General features: G+C 58.3%; 14 protein-coding genes, 2 tRNA genes and 1 riboswitch. Of the genes, 9 read left to right on the top strand and 7 right to left on the bottom strand.

Going from position 1 to position 19,662, the window contains the following annotated elements; all coding sequences use genetic code 11:
* Positions 1–746: 746 nt before the first annotated feature.
* Positions 747–1,166, top strand: a complete 420-nt coding sequence (locus tag AC1EKE_RS03510) for a FeoB-associated Cys-rich membrane protein (RefSeq protein WP_480308230.1) — start codon at positions 747–749, stop codon at positions 1,164–1,166.
* A gap of 8 nt (positions 1,167–1,174) precedes the next feature.
* On the top strand, positions 1,175–2,236 hold the full coding sequence (locus tag AC1EKE_RS03505; protein WP_480308229.1) for a hypothetical protein: 1,062 nt from the start codon (positions 1,175–1,177) through the stop codon (positions 2,234–2,236).
* A gap of 1,058 nt (positions 2,237–3,294) precedes the next feature.
* Here the strand turns inward: AC1EKE_RS03505 and AC1EKE_RS03500 are convergent.
* On the bottom strand, positions 3,295–5,484 hold the full coding sequence (locus AC1EKE_RS03500; protein ID WP_480308228.1) for a DUF349 domain-containing protein: 2,190 nt from the start codon (positions 5,482–5,484) through the stop codon (positions 3,295–3,297).
* A 190-nt stretch (positions 5,485–5,674) separates the two neighbouring features.
* Between AC1EKE_RS03500 and AC1EKE_RS03495 the strand changes: the two genes are divergently transcribed.
* Positions 5,675–5,748 (top strand) — tRNA-Arg (locus AC1EKE_RS03495).
* 48 nt (positions 5,749–5,796) lie between these two features.
* Positions 5,797–5,870, top strand: a tRNA-Arg gene (locus tag AC1EKE_RS03490).
* A gap of 179 nt (positions 5,871–6,049) precedes the next feature.
* Here AC1EKE_RS03490 and AC1EKE_RS03485 read toward each other — a convergent pair.
* Genes AC1EKE_RS03485 through AC1EKE_RS03470 form a run of 4 tightly spaced genes read right to left on the bottom strand, consistent with a single transcriptional unit; the run spans position 6,050 to position 12,167 of the window.
* Positions 6,050–7,507: a DUF5074 domain-containing protein gene (locus tag AC1EKE_RS03485; protein ID WP_480308227.1), complete on the bottom strand. Its 1,458-nt coding sequence runs from the start codon at positions 7,505–7,507 to the stop codon at positions 6,050–6,052.
* 27 nt (positions 7,508–7,534) lie between these two features.
* The gene (locus AC1EKE_RS03480; protein WP_480308226.1) at positions 7,535–8,965 is read right to left on the bottom strand and encodes a hypothetical protein; all 1,431 of its coding nucleotides are present in this window, start codon (positions 8,963–8,965) and stop codon (positions 7,535–7,537) included.
* Positions 8,962–10,998 carry a TonB-dependent receptor gene (locus AC1EKE_RS03475; protein WP_480308225.1) on the bottom strand — a complete coding sequence of 679 codons (2,037 nt, stop codon included), beginning with the start codon at positions 10,996–10,998 and terminating at the stop codon, positions 8,962–8,964. The genes AC1EKE_RS03480 and AC1EKE_RS03475 overlap by 4 nt, the downstream gene beginning before the upstream one ends.
* 14 nt (positions 10,999–11,012) lie before the next feature.
* Entirely contained in the window at positions 11,013–12,167 is a 1,155-nt protein-coding gene (locus AC1EKE_RS03470) for a DUF5074 domain-containing protein (RefSeq protein WP_480308223.1), read from the bottom strand.
* Positions 12,168–12,293: 126 nt separating this feature from the next.
* A riboswitch (cobalamin riboswitch) is annotated at positions 12,294–12,505 on the bottom strand.
* A 115-nt stretch (positions 12,506–12,620) separates the two neighbouring features.
* On the opposite strand from AC1EKE_RS03470, the gene AC1EKE_RS03465 reads away from it, so the two are divergent.
* From AC1EKE_RS03465 to AC1EKE_RS03450, 4 genes are all read left to right on the top strand, one after another.
* Positions 12,621–13,682 carry a S24 family peptidase gene (locus AC1EKE_RS03465; protein ID WP_480308222.1) on the top strand — a complete coding sequence of 354 codons (1,062 nt, stop codon included), beginning with the start codon at positions 12,621–12,623 and terminating at the stop codon, positions 13,680–13,682.
* A complete protein-coding gene (locus AC1EKE_RS03460; RefSeq protein WP_480308220.1) occupies positions 13,679–14,305 on the top strand; it encodes an HAD family hydrolase in 627 nt (208 codons plus the stop codon). Before AC1EKE_RS03465 ends, AC1EKE_RS03460 begins: the two co-directional genes overlap by 4 nt.
* The gene (locus AC1EKE_RS03455) at positions 14,298–14,921 is read left to right on the top strand and encodes an IMPACT family protein (RefSeq protein ID WP_480308218.1); all 624 of its coding nucleotides are present in this window, start codon (positions 14,298–14,300) and stop codon (positions 14,919–14,921) included. Before AC1EKE_RS03460 ends, AC1EKE_RS03455 begins: the two co-directional genes overlap by 8 nt.
* Before the next feature lie 133 nt (positions 14,922–15,054).
* Positions 15,055–15,630 carry a 30S ribosomal protein S16 gene (locus AC1EKE_RS03450; protein WP_480308216.1) on the top strand — a complete coding sequence of 192 codons (576 nt, stop codon included), beginning with the start codon at positions 15,055–15,057 and terminating at the stop codon, positions 15,628–15,630.
* A 94-nt stretch (positions 15,631–15,724) separates the two neighbouring features.
* On the opposite strand, the gene hpf is transcribed toward AC1EKE_RS03450, so the two are convergent.
* Positions 15,725–16,024, bottom strand: coding sequence for a ribosome hibernation-promoting factor, HPF/YfiA family (gene hpf / locus AC1EKE_RS03445; protein ID WP_296163961.1), 300 nt, complete (start codon positions 16,022–16,024; stop codon positions 15,725–15,727).
* Positions 16,025–16,054: 30 nt separating this feature from the next.
* Positions 16,055–16,981 carry a tyrosine-type recombinase/integrase gene (locus tag AC1EKE_RS03440; protein ID WP_480308215.1) on the bottom strand — a complete coding sequence of 309 codons (927 nt, stop codon included), beginning with the start codon at positions 16,979–16,981 and terminating at the stop codon, positions 16,055–16,057.
* 573 nt (positions 16,982–17,554) lie between these two features.
* On the opposite strand from AC1EKE_RS03440, the gene AC1EKE_RS03435 reads away from it, so the two are divergent.
* The gene (locus AC1EKE_RS03435) at positions 17,555–18,847 is read left to right on the top strand and encodes an ATP-binding protein (protein ID WP_480308213.1); all 1,293 of its coding nucleotides are present in this window, start codon (positions 17,555–17,557) and stop codon (positions 18,845–18,847) included.
* Positions 18,848–19,662 lie beyond the last annotated feature (815 nt).

The following is a 19,662-nucleotide window of genomic DNA, read 5'->3' as shown; positions in this document are numbered from 1 at the left end:
AAATAATACGGCTTACCTCCATAGGGGTGACGCATTTGAGCTTTACAGCTATGCAGAGGAGATCTGAGGCGCGAGATTCCTCTCCTAATGCACACGCCTGCCGATCCCGCAGGGGCGAAGCCCCGGAGGGATCACCGGTCTTTAGCCCGGATGTCGAGGGGCGAAGCCCCGAAGACTCCGGGTAAGAAGAGCTCGGGAAAGATATACGACCCCGCCAGGGTGTCGCACTTACCCAGTCAGTCAATCAGTGCGACACCCTGGCGGGGTCGAGGATTGCTTCCGAGGCCGGGTCCACGGGTCTTCGGGGCTACGCCCCTTGACCCGTGGCTAAACACCGTGCACCCCTGCCGGGGTGCCTCGTTCCCCACCCTTTATAATGAGTCGATGGACTTCTTTGCGACTCAAATGCGTCACCCCTGCCTATCTCCATTCCGCAGGCAGAGTTTTACTGCCTTTGTCGGGTACTTAATGCTTGTCGTTTTATCCCCTTCTCTGCAGGGCTGTATCTAATACCGATATTAGTGATCTCTAATATCGGTATTAGTAAACGCTAATATCGGTATTAGAGAAAAGGCAATTCGGGGCGGGATAATAGGGTGGGGTGGTGTGCGCGGGTGGCGCTAGAACAGAGGGCATGGATCTTCAGGAGTACACGCCCGGAGGTCTCTGCTCTGCACGCTTTGACGCATCACCTTTTGTCTAACCCCTTAAAGTAGTATCTTTGTATAAAAGAAAGTACCTCGGTTATGTCTACGATCATCACACTCCTGATACTGGCTGTCGCTGTCGGGTTTCTCATCCGGCAGCTGATCCGCATGATCCACCGCAATGGCGGTCAGGCGCCTGATGCTGCGGTGACAGCTGACTGTGGGGGCGGATGTCTCGCCTGCACTACCGGCTGCACTACCCCCATCGACCCTAAGCTACAGGGCAAGCGACGACCGATGATCCTCTACTATGAGGATGAGGAGCTGGATCGCTTCCGCGGTCGTGCTGCCGGGCTCTACACCGAGATGGAGACGCAGGAGTTTCGCGATGTCCTCGAGACGCTCGAGGATGCTGATGTGGCGGGCTGGGTGACCAGCATCCATCGACGAGGGATCCACTTCCCCGAGGGTGTCGCTGACGAGGTGACGCACCGGCTTAGCTTAGTGCTCAATCAGTAACTGAGCCTGTGGACCACACCTCTCTACCGCTCCATCCGGCACGGGTGGTAGCTCTTCTCCTTACCCTCCTACTTCCCGCCTGCTCTCTGCTGCATCGTGTCGAGCGGCTCAATGCCACGACCTACCTCCGGCAGACGCTCGCGGATCTCTCTCAGGAGAGCCGGAGACCTCTGACGACCGACACCCCTCTACTCCTTTACCCCCTCCCCACCCTCCCTCTGGGCGAGGGCGAAAAGCTCTACGCCACCGCTCTTAAGCTCGGTGACCCTCACCTGCTGGAGCGGGTGGCCCTCGTGACCGGTCACCCAGAGCAGGCACTGTACTCCGAGGACCCACATAGGGCGATGATGGCGGCTGCCCTCGTGGGAGACACGGTGCGCCTGTGTCGGCTGATCGGGACCAACCCCGATGCAGCGATGGCATACTCGCTGGCTCACCTCCGGGGCGATACGGTCGCTGCAGAGAGACATCTCGCACTGGTGCTGGAGGGGAAAGGATACCCCGCTGAGACCAAGCGCCTCGCCGCCTGGGCTCTTGCCGCCTATCCCTCCCGGAGGGCGGAGGCGATCGACCGGCTGATCGCCATGCGAGAGCCGGGTCCGCTGAGGGAGTGGGCGGAGGTGCTGCGCAATGGGGACCTTACTACCGACTACTTTCGGCTCCATACCCCTATCATCCTCTCGACTCTCCCGCGAGGGTCTCTCATGGAGCGGATGCTGCTCGCGGACCTGCGAGAGAGACTCTGGTCCCTCAACCTCTGGCCCGAGGCACTCCAGGTGCAGAAGCGACTGGCAGACGATCGCCACACCGAGATACTGAGGTACGAGAGAGAGATAGCGCTCCTCGAGACCTACGAGCATCCCGCTCGGGAGCAGGCGGAGACGGGGGGTGCCACGGTCGAGGGGCAGAGCTTTGTAGAGCGCTTTGGTCCGGTACGTAATGTCAATAATTGGGTGATGAACTATGGTGGCTACAGCAGTATCACCGCCTCCCGTCGTCTCACACCCGACGAGTATCGTCGGCTCCACGCCCGGCTCACCGCCCTCCTCCGCCCCGAGGTGGGTAAATAAGAGTTGCATTAGGGGTGACGCACCTGAGTGGCACAGTAGCCTATCGTCTCATCGTGAAGAGTGGGTAACTAAGCACCCCGGCAGGGGTGCCATTATGCCACCTACATACCTGCGCCCCACGGTAACCCCAAGGATAAGAATCGCCCGATCACGAAGCCCCCCTTGCGGGTGCCCGTTTCTTAGCCACGAGGTCGAGGGGCGTTGCCCCGAAGACCCGTGGATCAGGCATCGATAACGATCCCGACCCCGCCAGGGTGTCGCACTGATTGCCTGACTGGTAAGTGCGACACCCTGGCGGGGTCGTAGGTTAATAAAAGGCATCCTTTCTCCGCGGTCTTCGGCACTTCGTGCCTCGACACGCGGACTAAAAAACGATGATCCCTACGGGGCTTAGCCCCTGCGGGATCGGCAGGCGGGAGCATCTCGGCAAGGGGGAAAATGGCCAAAAACCCAAAAATTGTAAGGTGGAGATGACACGTTGTAGAATCAATTCAAAAAACCTTTGTATATTTGCACTCAGAGGTACATGTTTTCCCTCAAAATTTTCGGGCTCTGCGGTCTTTTTGGTCGTAAAGGGCTCATATACAGATCCTCACGGATTTGACCTCGCAGACCATATTCCATTAAAACAAGGATTAAGACTTCCTCTAACGGTATAGAGGACATCTCTTTACCGTTCAGCCTCGCAGACCATATTCCATTAAAACAAGGATTAAGACACGAGAGAGAAACAGATTCGCCTATACTGTGGCTGACCGTCTCGCAGACCATATTCCATTAAAACAAGGATCAAGACGCCACCTGCTTGCGATGCAAAAATTGCCCTCGCAGCAGAGGCGATGCATTTGAGCGGTAGAGAAGCCACTCCATCCATTAATGAAGTGTGTGGAGCGAAGCGCCCCTGTAGGTCGCAGGGGGAGAGAATGTAGCCCAGCGACTCCCTGGCGGGGTCGAGGTGGTTGGGGGCTCAGCACATCGGTCACCGCTTGGCAATGAGCAAAAAAAGGAGGGCTGCACCCATAACAGGTGCAGCCCTCCTTGATTAGGGTCTGAGTGATTTACTCCTCAGCCGGGGTCTCAGCCGTTGCCTCAGGCTTGGTCTCAGGCTCCTCGGTCGGGGTCTCAGGCTTGCTGTCGTCGGACTGCTCGTCCTCAGGCTTCTTGGCCTCCTCCTTGATCTCGCCTACACGATCCTGGTACTGGGAGATCTTGGCCTTGACCTCATCGATCTGCTGCTGGACGTGCTTGACTATGGGGTTGCTGGGGTCTCCGGAGAAGAAGCTGAAGTTGGTCTCCAGCTGCAGCAGCTCGTCCTCCAGCTTGGAGATGCCGTGCTTCACATTCTTCTGCTCATCCTTGAGGTCGTCCTTGGAGAGCTTGGAGAGGTCTTTGTCGAGATTGACCTTGGAGAACTTTGGCTCCCTCTGGCGGTCGTCACGACGGTCACCGCGGCGGGAGTTTCCGCCCCCTCCTCGGCGATCCCTATTGCCTCCCTCGCGACGGTTGCCACGGCGTCCGCCCTGACCGCCTTGTCCGGTGAGGATGCGCATAGCGCCGAAGTAGCGATTGAGGACATCGTCCTTCTCGTCATTGGGGACCGGTCCGATGGTGCGCCACTCCTGCTCGAGCGCTTTCACCTCATCGGCTGTGGAGGGGTCGTTGCGGCGGTCGAGGAGTGCCTCGAGGCGGTCTACGACATCGTACTTGGCCTGGAGGTTTTCCTTACGGTCGGCATTGCGCTGCTTGTGCAGCTCTGCCTTGCGCTCAAAGAACTTGTCGCAGGCTGACCGGAAGCGCTTCCAGAGGCGCTGGGCCTCAGCCACCTGGGTGCCGAAGCGGGAGTTCTCCGTCCACTCTCTCTGCATCGCCTTGAGCTTATCGGTGGTGGCACTCCACTCCTCGCTGTCCTGCAGAGCCTCAGCCTCATCGACCAGCTCACGGAGTCGCTCAAGCTTGGGCGAGATCTCGGCGGAGAGGTCCTTGAGAAAGGCCTTGCGCCGCATAAAGAACTCGTCCCTCACTACATCGTACCTGCTGCGGAGATCGATGAAGAGATCCTTAGGCACCCGTCCGATGGACATCCACTGGCTGTGGATCTTGCGCAGCTCATTCTCGTAGCGGCGCCAGCCCTGACGGCTGTCGGGTAGGGTGACGAGCATCTTCTCGAGATTGTCGACCAGCTCCTTCTTTTTCTCATAATTGGCCTTCTCGTCCTCGTGGATGGCCTTGAAGTGGTCGTCGTGACGCTTGTAGATCACCTGCTGGGCGTCCTTGAAGTCCTTCCAGAGGCTGTCCTTAAACTCCGGTGCCACGGGACCTACCTCCTTCCACTCGTCGAGGAGACCCTTCATCTTGCGGAAGGCCTTGACGGCGTCCTTGTCGTCAGCGAGCGCCTTTGCCTTGGCGATGATCGCCTCCTTGGTGGCGCGGTTGTCGGCGTAGTCCTGGATGCGCTCTCCCTCGCCGACCTCCTTCTCCTCATAGAAGCGGTCCAGGAGAGCGGAGTACTCGTCCATCAGGGCGTTGCGGTCATTGTCGGGCACGCGACCCACCTCGCTCCAGGAGTGGCGGATGTTGAAAAACTCGTTGCGGAGGGTGATCGGATTCATCGTATTCGTCGGGCTGAGTAGGTCCCTCAGGCGCTCCACCAGCTGGCGCTTGGCGGCTAAGTTTGCCTCGCGCTCTGTCCGCTCCTGCTCGCGCTGATCGCTGCGGAGCTTCTGCACGCGGGTCTTGAGATTGATGAAGCGAACTACCGACTCGTCCTCGGGGGCTGCCTCGGTGGTCTCCGTCTCGGCACTCTCCTCACCGGTAGGCTTGGCCGTGACGCTGCCCTTGGGCATCATCTGCCGCTCGAGACGGCGCATGTCGCGCTGACTCGGGATGGTGCCCTCCTCGACCATAGTATTGATCGCTTCGTAGAGCTCGTCACCACTGAGCTTGGAAAGGTCGGCGTGTGGCTTCTTCGCCTGCTCGTCGCCCTCCTCGGACTCTTCCTCCTCCTCTTCGTCCTCCTCTTCGCCGTCCTCAGCGGTGGGAGCCTCCTGCGGCTCCTCGGGGGTGACGTCCTTCTCCTCCGACGCCTTGTCCTCCGGAGTGACCGACTCCTCTGTCGTAGTCTCCTCGGTGGGGACCTCAGTCTCTGTGGTCTCGGTCTCTGCGGTCTGCTCGGTGGCAGCGTCGGTGATGGTCTTCTGCTCCTCCACCTCCTGGGGAGCGGTATTCATGTCTGTGGGATTCAAGTCCATGGCTCAAATATACTTTAGATAGATTATTGCTGGCTGGTCTAGCTACAGCCCGATCAGCCCCCTAAGGTACTCATTTTACAGGATTTCCACCACCTGTCCGGAGCGATCAGGTCACAAAGCATGCCCCTTGGATTACTTCTGTAAATATTGTACCTTTGCAGTCATAAGCGAGGTCGATAGACCTGTGCTTGGCTCGGTAGCTCAACTGAATAGAGCATCTGACTACGGATCAGAAGGTTATAGGTTTGAATCCTATCCGAGTCACTTCCAGACGGTCGCCAGACTGTCTCGGGGTGTGAGCAATCATACTTCGGCCCGGTAGCTCAACTGAATAGAGCATCTGACTACGGATCAGAAGGTTATAGGTTTGAATCCTATCCGGGTCACTTTTTTGCGTATTTTATTTGTTAAACATCACTTTGGATGCCTCCGGTTGTGACAACTGGGGGCTTCATCTTTTATCCCCTTCCTTATAGAGAAGTACTCTATCGTGATGGGGCAAAAAAAAAGAGGGGCTGTGTCGCACGTGGCGGTACAGCCCCTCTCTTATGGATGAGGTAGGGTATTACTTCTTATCCTCTGCGTAGGGGAAGAAGTAGCCCGCGGGGAAGCGTACGAGGTCGTCGATACGACTTACGAGCTTCGCCTCATCGCCCTTGAGGTCGAGGACGTAGACGGTATTGGTCTTGTAGGCTGATCCCCACCCCTTGAGGGTTGCGTAGTAGACCAGTCCTGTGACGGGGTGGACGGCAGGGGTCTGGTAGGACTCCATGTGCTTGGGGTTGACGGTCTTGTAGCTCCACATCTCCTTCGTCGCCCCGGTGGAGAAGAGGTGGCGGTAGATCGAGTTCTTGCCCTCACCGAAGTAGATCGTGTCGCCCTTGGCGGTGATGGTGGAGGTGGAGGCATAGAGCCTCTGAAGTGCGCTTCCGCCCTCAGCGAGCGGGAAGGTGTGGCTCTTCTCGATCTCGTAAGTCTCCACATTGACGAGAGCGATCACGCCCTCTCCCTCGATGCCGTAGGAGACGTAGAGGTGTTTGTCATCCGCCTTGGCCATTCCGGAGACCTTGCCGGGGAAGGTGATCCGCTTGGCGACCTTGTCAAAGGTCTTCTCTCCCACCTCGATGGCGCAGAGGGCGTCATTGGTGGTGAAGAATACCTTGCCGCCAACCTGGAGGAAGGGGTGCTTGAGTGCACCCTTGCTGTCGGCTACCGGTACGTAGAGGTCCATCTTGCTGTCGTAGCATGCGATACCGTGCTCGTCGCGGATGTAGATGTGCTCAGCATCGTAAGCGAGGAGGTGGGTGGGGTTTTGGGCCTCGCTGATCTCACTTGTGTAGGTGCGAACGAGACGGAGGGTATTGGCATCGATCTCGGAGAGGGTGCCACTCTTCTTGTAGGGACCCTGAGCGATCACGTAGATCTTGTCACCGCAGCGGCTCATGTCCTGTGAGGCGACTCCGAGATCGGTGCTATTGATGGCGTGGAAGGGAGATGCTACGGCATCGCCCTTGGGGTTGACGTAGATCATGGAGCCCATCTCACCGGTTCCGACTTGGCCCTCGTTGAGGATCAGGACCGCCTTGGGGTCGGCGTAATTACGCATGCGACAGACGATGCCGGCGCGATACATGATGCCCTGAGCATTGGTCCCGGAGACGAAGACCTTGGCAGGCGTGTCGCGGACCACAAGGGGTGCGGTGATCAGGAGCTCACCCTTCTCCTCATCGCAGAGGACGCGCCAGTCGGTGTCGGTGGTGGAGGCAGCGAGGTCGGTGATGCCCTTCTCGGCCTCAACCTTTACGGTGAGTGTCTCTCCGGGGAAGAGGGACAGCTCGGTCTGACCGGCTTCGCCGCCGGTCAGCTTGATCATGGGGGAGCCGCCCTCCTGCCCGATCTGCTGCTTGAGCTTATTAATCTCCTGCTGGAGGTCGGTGATGTCATCGTCGGTGGCGCAGCTCGTGAGCGCACCCACCGCCATCAGACCCATCATCAGGGTCCTCAGTGTCTTTAGTCTAGTCATAAGTGTTACTTGTATAAATAGGAGTGTTTACTGAAATGCTTTATCACTTGCCGGTGCGAAGTGGTCCTGCAGGGGGTTGCCACTTTGGCTCTCCATACCTATCTGGAAGGATAGTCCGTGCCAACTCTTATCGGTGACCGTAGTGCCGGTAATACCTATGTTGCTGTAGCTCCAGGGGTCCAGTCGCTTGTCCTTTTGGTAGTAGACCCAGTAGCCGGCAGTCTTCCAGCCTGACCTCCAGATGGCGGAGGGGATGGTGAGTTGAGCGGCATCCACATTGGCATTTCCCGACTTGGCGTGGAAGATCCGCGGTGACACCTCATCGACCGATATGTCGTCGATGAGGACTTCGACCTTCTTCTCCGGCTTCTTCGGGAGATAGCCGATCCCCGTGCAGGCGATGCCGTAGCTGCTGAAGGGGGAGGTGAGTAGCACTAATTGCTGATCAGCCGTCACCACATCGCGGAGCATCTGCTCTGCAGTCACCTTTCCCTCCCATCTGTAGCCCCAGACGAGGGCGTGAGGAAGTCGGTCGTCGTGCCAGTCAATGACGAGTGCCGCTTGCTTAGGTCCCTCCCCTACCCAGTAGGTGATGTCCTCAGCGCTGAAGAGCGGATCTCCGCCATTGGTCGTATTGGCCTCCTCGGGGACCTCGGCCTCCGGGACGGTGCAGGAGAAGCGATCCCCGATGAAGGCTGCGGTGACGGACCCACGGTGTGAGAGGCGAGGGGCGTCAATCTTGTCGGAGACGTTGTCGATGGTCAGCGTCGCCTCTGAGGGGCGGGTCAGTAGTGCGAGGAGCTTGATCTGAGACTTAGGTGGCAGACTCTTGGTAGCGGGTGAGGTGGTGAGCCTCTCCGTTGCTGTCGCCAGGGTGATCCTCTCTGTGGCTTTCTTTTCCTTAGTGACATTGACCAGTCGGAGGAGGACAATGCTCTGCTCCTTGCTCTGGGTCAGTGTCAGTGATATGCTATCGCCTTGGAAGCTTCCCTCTCCCTCCATCTCTACGGGCATCAGATCCATGATGTGTAGGATCGACCGCTGCTGCTTCGGGTCGAGCTCCATGATCCGTGGGCGCTCCTCCGGTGACGCCCCGGTGAGGCGAAGTGTGAGCTGATACTTTTTTGTCCTGTCTATCGTTGATAGTTTGCCCTGAGGGATGCGGATAGTGGCCTCTCTGGCGGAGCCCTTTACCTCTGTCGGGGAGAGATGCGAGATCGTGACACTTTTCGCTCCTTGGGAGAGCTTTACCTCCACACTCTGTGACTCGTCCAGGTAGTAGGTCATGCCTACCCTCAGCCCCTCTATCGGTATGATGCCCTCAGGCATTGAGATAGAGATCGTGAGGTCTTTGCCTGCCGGGGTGGGGGTGGGGGAGGGAGACGTCCCTTCGTCACCGCACGCCGGGAAGAGGATGAGGAGTAGCAGGAGGAGCGAAGTGGTGGAAAACTTACTCATAGCGTGATAAGAATAGATGCGAGAAGGTTGCGACGCGGCATCGGGTAGTACTGCGTCGACTCGTAGTAGGTGTTGAAGAGATTATCCACTCTCAGCTGAGGAGAGAGGGTGACGCCACTCCGCAGCACCCAGGTGTAGCCGAGGGCGAGCTGCGTGACGTTGTAGGGATAGGTGAAGTAGCTCTGGTCCGTCGTCACATACCGCACCCCCACGTAGGAGGTGGTGAGAGAGAGGAAAGCCTTGGAGTAGTCGAGAGAGAGTGTCAGGTGCCACTTCTGTCGAGGGACGTAGGGGATCTGCTTGAGGTAGGCACCGTCGTCCCGGACGTCGCTCTTGCGGGAGTGGGAGTCGGTGTAGGAGTAATTAAAGGCTGCACTACCGCCCCAGTTGCCGTGACGGTAGGAGAGCTTCGCCATCGCTTCCAGCCCAGAGGAGAGGACGTTGCGCTTATTCTGGGGCGACCAGAGCCACTGATTCTGTGAGCCTCCCTTGGTGAAGGCTCCCGACTCGGGGTCTATCGGCAGCCAGAGTATCCAGTCATCGATCAGGAGGAGATAGGGGGAGAGCTCGCTCTCTATGTGCCAGTGGCTGCCGAGTGGCTGTCGGTAGGAGAGAGTCAGGTCGGTTGAGAGTCCGTGCTCGGGGCGCACCTTGGGGTTGCCACCGGGTCGCCAGTAGAGCTCGTTGAGTGTCGGGAAGCGGTAGTTGTAGGCGACGCTACCGCGGAGGTGAAGGCGCTCCGGGAGAAGCGTCCCGGTCATGCCGAGGGAGTAGGTGACCACCGGCTTACGTCGGTCCACCAGCTCCATCATCAGTCGTCCGTCGGCGAGCCAGTGGTCGGCCCACTGCCACCTCACGGCGCTCGCCCAGGAGAGTGTGGAGCGGTGGATTAGCTCCGGTGCCGGCAGCTCCGGACGCTCGTAGCCACTCTCATCAGGCACCCGCACCACATCCTCGCGGTAGCTCTCAGCGCGGGCGATATCGTGTCGGTAGGTGAGGGTGGTGGAGGCGTGTAGGCGGTCGCTGAAGCGGTAGCGGTATTGTCCGCTCAGGTGGATGGTGTGGGAGAGATTGGTATTGCCTTGGGGGTCAAAGTAATCATTGTCAAACCATCGGTCATACCTCATCCTATAGTAGATATACGCTGCCTTGACCTCCGCTTGACCTTTCCCTGCCCTGTGATCCAGTCCGAGGTAGGCGCGGAGATTGGTCTCCCCCTGTCGCTCATGCACGGTCGTCTCCACGCCAAGGGGCTGTGGCAGCATCCGCGTCCCCTGCTGGTACCAGAGTGCGGAGGAGAGGAAAGAGCTCTCCCCGAGGCGGAAGTGTCCCTCCTGCATAGCCGAGCCAAGGGTGAAGCGTGCATCGCTCCGCTGCTCGAGGTAAGCATCGGCGGAGGATACCTTATTGAGATAGCTGTAGTTATTGTCAGAGTGGCGGAGGAAGGCCCTCGTCTTGCCGGATATGCGATCGGTCCCATACCTTGCCGATGCCATAGCGCTATAGGTGCCATAGGATCCATACTCGCCGGAGAGGGTGAGTGCCCGCTTCCCGTCCCACATCGGGGTGGTGCTTAGCCGTACGCTGCCACCGATGGCACCGCTACCTGTGGTGGCATCGCTACTGCCATAGACGAGTGAGACGCGGTCGGCAAAGAAGGTGGGCATCTGGGAGAAGTCGAAGATCCCCGACATCGCCGGCGTGAGGTCGATGCCATTCCACATCACCCGTGTCTGTGACGCGCCAGCGCCGCGGAAGGAGGCGGTGGCGAGAGCGCCCATACCGAAGCTCTTGATGTGTACCGCGGTATTGTCAGCCAGCAGCTCGGCGAGAGAGCGTGAGCGGAAGAGCTCGATGGTAGCCGGGGCGATCTGCTCCACCTTGGCTCCGGCATTGATCTCCTTCTCTTTCGTGATCGCCCGCTGATAGACGAAGAGCTCAGCGAGAGTCCCCTCCTGCTCCACCTTATCCTGGGCGAGTAGAGTGGGGAGAGCAAGGAAGGGCAGGAGGAGGAGAAGTGGCAGGCGCTTCATCATGACTCGGTTAATTATGACTTGGGGAAAAAGACAAAGTTGGGGTAGACTGCCACCTTGTAGCTCTTCTCCTCACCTCGGTCAGGAGAGTAAACGCGCACATAGCCTCTCTGGGCAGTGAAGTCGAGGCAGTCGCAGATGCACACCTTCCCCTCGGGTGAGACACTCATGCCGTACATCAGCTTCACCTCGGGAAGCGGCAGGTAGCGTGTCAGCTCCTTAGAGTCCACGTCCATAGCATAGATCACCTGGAGTGGGCGAGTCTTTGCTCCCGGGTTGTCCTCCGATGCCTCTGTCAGGCTGAGGTAGATCCGCCGGCCGGAGGGGTCTATGTCGATCCGATTGTAGCCCGGCATCCCCATGAGGTCACCCCTCTTCAGGTCGCCTCTCTTCTTGATCGGGATCAGCAGCTCGTCCACCACCTCCTCAGCCACCGGGTCGATGCAGCTGAGTCGTGGCAGCTCGATGCCGTCCACTCGCTTCGTAGAGAGGATCCAGATCCTCCCCCGGTGATCCACCACCGGCTTCGCTGTCGACTGCGACCAGCTGACAGAGACCTCGTCAATCAGTCGCATGGTGCTGAGACGAAACTTGGCTGCATCAAAGACTGCGATACCCCGGTCTATGTAGGTGCAGAAGACCTTGCCTCCCACCGTGATCATCTGCTCGATGCCGGAGGAGGAGAATGGTAGCTCGATGTACTCCAGCTCTCGGTAGGGCGGGCGAGTGCGGATCGTGACGAGCTGATTGTGGAGGTCAGAGACAACGGCAGTACTATCGGTCAGGGGAGTGATGTAGCGAGGGGAGCCGGCACGACTGTATCGGATCGACCCGACGCTCCGGAAGCTCTTGGGGTCAAGGATCTCGATCCGGCGGGAGTTGTCAATAGCGATGAAGTAAAGCCCATTGATCTCAGCCATCGACTGAGCCACATCGCCGAGAGGACGCTGATTGACCGCCCTAAAGACATCGTAGTGGACGGTCCCATCGGCGTAGATCACCGAGAGGGCGGCGGTATTGGTGGTGAAGAGACCCTCATTCACCACGATCATCACCGCTTTATTGCCATCCTCGCCCTCGAAGGAGGGGAGCTCCGGGATCTTGTCGCAGGCGCACACCACCGAGAGCAGTGCCGCCAGCAATCCCATTGCCTGTACTCGTATCCTCATATCTCTCTACAGCTATTGCGATCACCGGGAGAGAGGGTAGGATGAATGGCAGGCGCAGCGATGGCGTGGATCCGACAGCGGGTCGGTCGATTGCGACTCAAGCACGGCTCCTTTCCCCGGAAGCACTTTACTCTTAAGACTACGGCAGGTCTTCCGGCTTGCTCCCTCCCTTCGCATCCTTCCCATTGCCTACAGGGCAACAGTGGAGAGTAGAGTGTGAGTGGAGTTCTCTATGGAGCTTACGGCAGCGGGTCTGCCCAGGTCTTGCACCTGATTCCCTTTTCATCCTCCTGTCCGGAGAGCCCGAGCGGGAGGACACCAAATAGTCTACGAGGGCGCAAGTTTAGCCATTATTATCCGTTTTGCCAAAAACGCACCGCCCCTGCCATCGGACCAAAGGGGGTGGATTGGTCGCGGAATATAACTATATTTGCAAGGTTGTATATAAGTAAGATGCCTATCGTGAAGAAAAACGACACCGCTGAGATCCGTCAGGGTCAGCACGACCGGATGGTCCGAGCTTACGACTACCTCCGGTCGCACAACTTTGTGGAGACGACCGATGATGTGGCTCTCCGCATGGGGGGCAATAGGAGCTCCATCCGCTCGGCCCTCTCGCGTGGGGGGACCTATATGTCGGTCAATCTGATCGACGACTTCTTAGACGCATTCGACGGGATCTTCTCCCGCCCCTGGCTCGTCGATGGTGAGGGAGAGATGCTTGCGGGAGGGGAGGTCTTCTCCACCTCTCCGTACCCTACGCGTAGCGACCGAGTGACTCATGTCATGGAGCAGGAGGAGCTGACCTATAGTGAGATGACGAAGGAGGTGGGTCTGAGCAACGCCTCCACACTCTTCCGCATCACCCGCTACGGACAGCGCCCGCAGGATGCGACGCTCGATAAGATCCTCGAGCGCTTCCCCAAGTACCGCAGGGAGTGGCTCTATACCGGTATCGAGCCGATGCTCAGCACCCCGGAGCCGGCTGAGGAGGCACCGGCAAGCCCGATAGAGATCCTCGATGAGGAGGCCCTCGCCAAGAGCACCGCTCTCCCATACCACCCCTCGCAGACTATGCGCTTCCCTCTCGTGGAGGACCCCGCCGTCGCCGGCACGCTGACCAGCTTTGGCGATCCCGACCCGGATGGGGTGCGGATGATCGAGGTGCCGGTGGACCGGCACTACCGGGGCATCTACCGGATATTTACGGTGCAGGGCGACTCGATGGACGACGGCTCGAGCAAAGGTCTCTCTGAGGGCGACCGCGTGCTGGCACGCAGTGTCGACAGGGACTACTGGCTCGATGGGCTCCACACGCGCGACTGGCTCTACTTCATCTTCGTCACCCGCTCTGAGGGGATCGTCATCAAGCAGGTGATCGGCCAAGACCCTCGGCAGGGGCTCTTCAGGCTCCACTCGCTCAATCCCTTCTACCACGACTTTGACCTCCACGTGGAGGATATAGTGGCTATATATAATGTCATCGAGATCGTCTCTCGCCGTCTGACCGTATGAGTATCCACAACATCATCTTTGACCTCGGTGGTGTGCTCCTGATCGACCGCCCTGCGGAGAGCGTCCGGCGCTTCGACCGGCTCGGCTTCGTCGAGGCTCGTGGGCTCCTCTCGCCCTATCCCCGGGAGGGGCTATTCCCCGACTTAGAGGTCGGTCGGATCACTAAGGAGCAGTTCCGCGACATCGTCCGCACCACCTACGGCCACGACCTCACCATCGATGAGATCACATGGGCCCTTGCCGGCTATGCGGGTGAGGTAGAGCTCTACAAGCTGGATTACCTCCGCACTCAGCTGAGTGGCTACCGCCTCTTTCTCGCCACGAATACCAATGCCTTCCTCTACGACCTCTACCTCTCGCCCCACTTCCTCCCCTCGGGCGAGTCGCTGGAGAGCTACTTCGAGCGATGCTACGCCTCCCACCTCCTCCACATCAAGAAGCCCGACCCCCGCTTTTACCACCTTATCTTGGACGAAAACGACCTCGACCCCCGAGAGACCCTCTACATCGATGATCGGGAGGAAAACGTGACTGCTGCCCGGGCGCTGGGGCTGACCACCCTACGACCGGCGAATGGGACCGACTGGCGTCCCGCCCTGGAGAGACTGCTGTCCCATGAGTGAGCCAAGCCCCATCACCTCCTACCGCTCCCTCACGGCCGAGGGCGCCGGTCTCTACACCGAGCTACGCAGTCGCTTCATCTCGCGCGCTGTGCCTGTGGAGACGGTCGAGGAGGCTATGGCGGTGATCGAGGAGGAGCGGGCAAAGTACCACGATGCGCGCCACTGCTGCTGGGCTTATGTGGTGGGCATCCGGGAGCGCGAGGAGCGGTGCAGCGACGACGGAGAGCCCTCCTCCACAGCCGGAAAGCCGATCCTCGGGCGCATCCATGCACTCGGTCTGACGGGGGTGGTGGTCACCGTCGTCCGCTACTTCGGTGGCAAGCTCCTCGGCACCTCCGGCCTGATCGTCGCCTACCGCACCGCCGCCGAGCTCGCCCTCGCCGATGCCCCTCATAAGGAGACGATCCTCACGACTCACCTCGCCCTCCGCTTCCCCTACGACAAGATCAATCCCGTGATGATGCTCCTGCGGGATTACGAGGTAGAGACGATCGACTCCACCTCCGATCTCGAGGGGTACATCTGGCAGGTGGCGGTGGAGGACGCGCGGCTACCGCTCTTCCTCGAGGCGGCTAAGCTGCACTACTACCTGCGGATCGATCAGGCGGAGGAGTGACATCGCCCGCTGAGGACCTTGGACGCTAGGGCGAAAAGTCGTACCTTTGCCCTCGCGTTTCACCTCCAAGGTCGTGAACCTCTCGGAGAGACCGTGGGACGCACAGTACACTTATTTTTTATACCCATAGATTATGGCAACAGTTATCAGACTGCAGAGACACGGTCACAGAGCCTATGCTTTTTACTCGATCGTCGTCACACACCGTAGAGCACCGCGCGATGGTCGTTTCATCGAGAAGCTCGGCACCTACAATCCCAATAACGATCCCGCCGTCGTGGATCTCAACTTTGAGCGCGCACTCTACTGGATCGAGCAGGGTGCACAGCCCTCAGATACCGTACGCAGCATCCTCTCCCGCGAGGGCGTGATGATGATGAAGCACCTCCGTGGAGGTGTCCGCAAGGGCGCATTCAGCGAGGAGGAGGCTCAGAAGCGCTTCGACGACTGGATGAAGGCTAAGAAGAGCACCTACGAGAGCGAGAAGGAGAAGGCCGAGGCCGCCAAGCGCGACAGCGCCAAGAAGCTCCTCGATGCTGAGCGTAAGATCAACGAGGCTCGCGCCAAGGCCATCTCCGAGAAGGAGGCTGAGGCCAAGAAGGCTGCCGAGGAGGCTGCCGCTGCCAAGGCTGCTGAGGAGGAGGCTCCCGCAGCTGAGGAGGCACCCGCAGAGGAGACCGCTGCTCCTGAGGCACCTGCTGCAGAGTAAGTCACCCCGACATAGGGCACAATATCATCAGAGGGCGGATCGCACAGTCGTGCGGTCCGCCCTCTACTTATATGTATGGTATGTGATTGATCTATCAGCGACCTGAGATGCGGTCCTTCAGCTTCTTCAGCTGGATCTCGAGCGCCTCGCATGCCTCATCAGCAGCCTGCTCAAAGGTATCAGCCGTCTTCTCGGAGAAGAGGTCAGGTCCCTTGACGGAGAGGGTGATGCGGACCTTCTTATTGCGCTTTGTCTCCGGCTTGACCAGGGTCATGACTACCTCTGCATCTAAGATATCAGCATAGTAGCGCTCCAGCTTTTCGACCTTGGTCGTGACAAAATTCTGCAGGTCGTTGGAGGCCTTGAAGTCTACGTCTTGGATCTTTACGTTCATAATAATAATCGTAAGTGATTGGTTGGTGAGTTATTCCTTGTGAGGCTTGTGCGCCCTGGGGTGGGCGCGGTACATCCTCTGCAGTTCCTCAAAGGTGGTGTGGGCGTATATCGACGTGGTGGAGACCTCCTCGTGACCGAGGAGCTCCTTGACGCTCATCAGTCCTGCGCCGTCATTGAGAAGCGCCGTGGCGAAGCTATGCCTCAGCACGTGAGGGCTCTTCCGGGAGTAGCCGGAGAGGGGCTCGAGGGCCTCCCTGACGTAGCTGTAGAGCTGGCTGGCGCTGACCGGCATCCCTCGCTCGGTGGTGAGGAAGTGCGTCTCCTCCGGACGCGTTCTGCGGTCCCTGTAGGACAAATATAGAGCTATTTTCTGATCAAGCAAAGGACCGAAGGGGATATGTCGCTCCTTATTTCGCTTGCCGATGACGCGCAGCCTCTGCCCCGGTCGATCGATGTCGGTGAGCTGCAGGCCGCGCACCTCCGCTGACCGCATGCCGGTCTGGAAGAGCAGGTCGGTCACAAAGGCGATCAGGAAGAGGTGGTCCCGATCCTCCTCCCGCTCTGCCGTCTCGGCATCGCCGTAGAGGCGATCGATCCGGCTGACAAGAGTGTCAGCATCGACGAAGGGCGGCAGGCTGCGCCCCATCTTGGGCAACTGCACGGCGGCAAAGGGGTCGCTCTCCACCACCTCCTGCTTGAGGAGGTAGGTAAAGAACGTGCGCAGCGAGGAGAGCCGCCGGTGGACCGTGCGGGGGCTGTCCCCCCGCTCCATCAGCTGCATCGCCTGTCGCCGTGCGTCCCTCAGGTCGATCGCCCGAAGAGCCTCCGGTACCGGCTCCACACCGCAGGTCTCACTCCATATCTCCAGATCACGCCGGTAGGCGGCGATCGTGTGGGGTGAGGCGCCACGTTCGTAGGTGAGGTAGTCGACGAAATCCTGTATCAGGTCGCTCATGCTGCTTGTCTATACGCTCGCGAGGGCCCCATAGTGGAGCTCTCATCGCACGATAAATATAGCGACAAATATCGAGACGCTCCATCCCCCTCTCACCACCGCCCTTTCTCTGCGAGAAATCTAATACCGGTAAAAGAAAACTCTAATACCGATATTAGTGAACTCTAATATCGGTATTAGTCGCGCCTAATATCGGTATTAGATATCCGCCTCCTCCGGCATCCGGTCGGGCGACCCCTTAGGAGGTGCCCCTGCCGTCCCCTTATTCGATGCTCAAGAGTAACCGCCGACCCTCCGCCGCCACAAAAGCACCGACCGAATTGCCACAAAAGCACCGACCGAATTGCCACAAAAGCACCGACCGAATTGCCACAAAAGCACCGACTAAACAACCACAAAAGCACCGACTAAACAGCCACAAAAGTATCGAGTGGATCGCCACAAAAGTATCGAGTGAATTGCCACAAAAGTATCGAGTGAATTGCCACAAAAGCATCGAGTGGATTGCCGAAATAGTCCTTTTGTGATCCTTAATTAGTACCTTTGTGACAGGAATATAGAGGTATTTATGCTATGGAGTATTATCATCGAGCAGCAGACGACTTGCTAAGTGACCTATTGCAGGCATTTGGGGCTGTCCTCATAGAGGGTCCCAAGTGGTGTGGTAAGACTACTACTGCAATGCAGCATGCGAGGAGTGTCGTCCGTCTCCAAGACCCTGATATGCGATCAGAGTACCTTGCGACCTTAGATGTAAAGCCATCCTTGCTACTCGCAGGGGACACCCCCAGGCTGTTAGACGAGTGGCAGGATGCACCTGTCCTGTGGGATGCAGTGAGGGTCGCCGTTGATCAAAGAGGTCAAGTGGGGCAGTTTATACTGACAGGCTCCAATACCATCGATAGATCTCAAATACAGCACTCTGGCACAGGACGAATCGCACGTATGACTATGTTGCCGATGAGCCTGTGGGAGATGGGCTTGTCCTCGGGAGAGATCTCGGTGATGAAGCTTTTTGATGATCCACAGTACGATATTGATGGCATAAAGTCCCCCATGTCCGTCTCCGATCTGATATTTGCTGCTTGCCACGGAGGCTGGCCTTCAGTCCTGAATATTTCGTCCGATCGTGCGAAGCTACTTGTAGCGAAGAACTATGTCAACACGATCTGCTCTGATGACATATCAAGAATAGATGGTAAGAATAGGGACCCTAAGGTGGCTCAGCTGATCCTGCGCTCTTATGCCCGGAATATCTCTACCCTTGCGCGGAAGAATACGCTTCTTGCTGACATCACAGCCTCTGGAGATCAGGGGATCACTCAAGACACCTTTAATGACTATGAGAGGGCTCTTGAGAGGCTCTTCGTGATTCAAAATATCGAGGCGTGGTGTCCGGCGATCCGAAGCAAGTCTGCCATTAGGAGTTCGGTCAAGAGAGGTTTTGCTGATCCCTCTATCGCTGTGGCGATCTTAGGGCTATCTCCCGAGGCGTTATCCTCCCAGTTAAAAACTTTTGGTTTCCTATTTGAGCAGATGTGTATACGGGATCTCAGAGCATACACTAATGATCTGAGTGGTCACGTATCCTACTATAGAGACAGGTATGGCCTCGAGGCAGACGTCGTCTTGCACCTCGAGGATGGGAGGTATGCCCTCATTGAGTGCAAGCTGGGAAGCAGTGAGATCGAGAGGGGTGCCGAGCACTTGCTTGAGCTGAAGCATCTAATCAGCTCTGCCAATAAGAGAGAGACTCAGGTACCTATCCGTGAGCCGGATCTCCTTATCCTCCTCACCGGCGGTGAGATGGCCTATACCAGACCGGATGGAGTCCGGGTGATTCCTCTCGGCTGCTTAGGGCGATAAGCGGGGGAGACGCACCCACCAGTTAGGCAACCGGTGCGACACCCTGGCAGGGTCGTATATATAAGGCGTATCACCGGTAACCCGGGGTCTTCGGCACTTCGTACCTCGACCGCCGGACTATGAAGAAGGCACCCCTGTCGGGGTGCTCCGCTGGTGGGTCTCACCTCTATCGGACGGGGTGGGCTCTATCGGAAAGGGCTGTGGGCAGGGGAGGCACCTCGGAGAGGTGCGTTTTTCATAGCCCGGGTGTCGGAGGGGCGTTAGCCCCGACGACCCCGGGAAAGTTGTCGGATCCCTTCCCCCTCGACCCCGCCAGGGGTCGGTCGTGATGGAGGGTCGCCCGATGGAGCGACACCCTATCGGGGTCGTATATATAAGGCGTATCACCGGTAACCCGGGGTCGTCGGCACTACGTGCCTCGACCGCCGGGCTATGAAGAAGGCACCCCTGTCGGGGTGCATGCGATCTGCGCCGTCCGACTCGTCCGACAAGATCGCGTGCCTCGGCTCTGAGCGCATACTAAGGGAGGGCAACGAATCTCACGATCCATTGCCCTCCGCTCTATTCTTACTCCCTCGTCTGTAAATGAAGATCAGTGCCTATCGACCTTCTACAGCTTAGCTTTTTTCCCCCCTTAAAGGAGAGGACCTATGGGTCTTCGCTTGGGAGCCCAAAGAAACTTCACGACAGTTTTATATGCTTATTCAATGGTCCAAAGGTAAGTCCTCTTCCCCACTTTAGGAAGCTTTTTGGAGAAATATACCCCCTTGTAAGTACCCCTTAAGCTACTTATACTCAGATCGGGGTATGTCTCG

It is taken from the genome of Porphyromonas sp. C0041D3, assembly GCF_056590575.1.
Note: the sequence above shows the minus strand (reverse complement) of the source record. Positions and strands in the feature narration are given on the sequence as shown.

Coding starts and splice junctions, on each gene's coding strand:
- AC1EKE_RS03510 (WP_480308230.1), top strand. CDS start 747: ATGTCTACGATCATCACACTCCTGATACTGGCTGTCGCTGTCGGGTTT.
- AC1EKE_RS03500 (WP_480308228.1), bottom strand. CDS start 5,484: ATGGACTTGAATCCCACAGACATGAATACCGCTCCCCAGGAGGTGGAG.
- AC1EKE_RS03485 (WP_480308227.1), bottom strand. CDS start 7,507: ATGACTAGACTAAAGACACTGAGGACCCTGATGATGGGTCTGATGGCG.
- AC1EKE_RS03480 (WP_480308226.1), bottom strand. CDS start 8,965: ATGAGTAAGTTTTCCACCACTTCGCTCCTCCTGCTACTCCTCATCCTC.
- AC1EKE_RS03475 (WP_480308225.1), bottom strand. CDS start 10,998: ATGAAGCGCCTGCCACTTCTCCTCCTCCTGCCCTTCCTTGCTCTCCCC.
- AC1EKE_RS03470 (WP_480308223.1), bottom strand. CDS start 12,167: ATGAGGATACGAGTACAGGCAATGGGATTGCTGGCGGCACTGCTCTCG.
- AC1EKE_RS03465 (WP_480308222.1), top strand. CDS start 12,621: ATGCCTATCGTGAAGAAAAACGACACCGCTGAGATCCGTCAGGGTCAG.
- AC1EKE_RS03460 (WP_480308220.1), top strand. CDS start 13,679: ATGAGTATCCACAACATCATCTTTGACCTCGGTGGTGTGCTCCTGATC.
- AC1EKE_RS03455 (WP_480308218.1), top strand. CDS start 14,298: ATGAGTGAGCCAAGCCCCATCACCTCCTACCGCTCCCTCACGGCCGAG.
- AC1EKE_RS03450 (WP_480308216.1), top strand. CDS start 15,055: ATGGCAACAGTTATCAGACTGCAGAGACACGGTCACAGAGCCTATGCT.
- hpf (WP_296163961.1), bottom strand. CDS start 16,024: ATGAACGTAAAGATCCAAGACGTAGACTTCAAGGCCTCCAACGACCTG.
- AC1EKE_RS03440 (WP_480308215.1), bottom strand. CDS start 16,981: ATGAGCGACCTGATACAGGATTTCGTCGACTACCTCACCTACGAACGT.
- AC1EKE_RS03435 (WP_480308213.1), top strand. CDS start 17,555: ATGGAGTATTATCATCGAGCAGCAGACGACTTGCTAAGTGACCTATTG.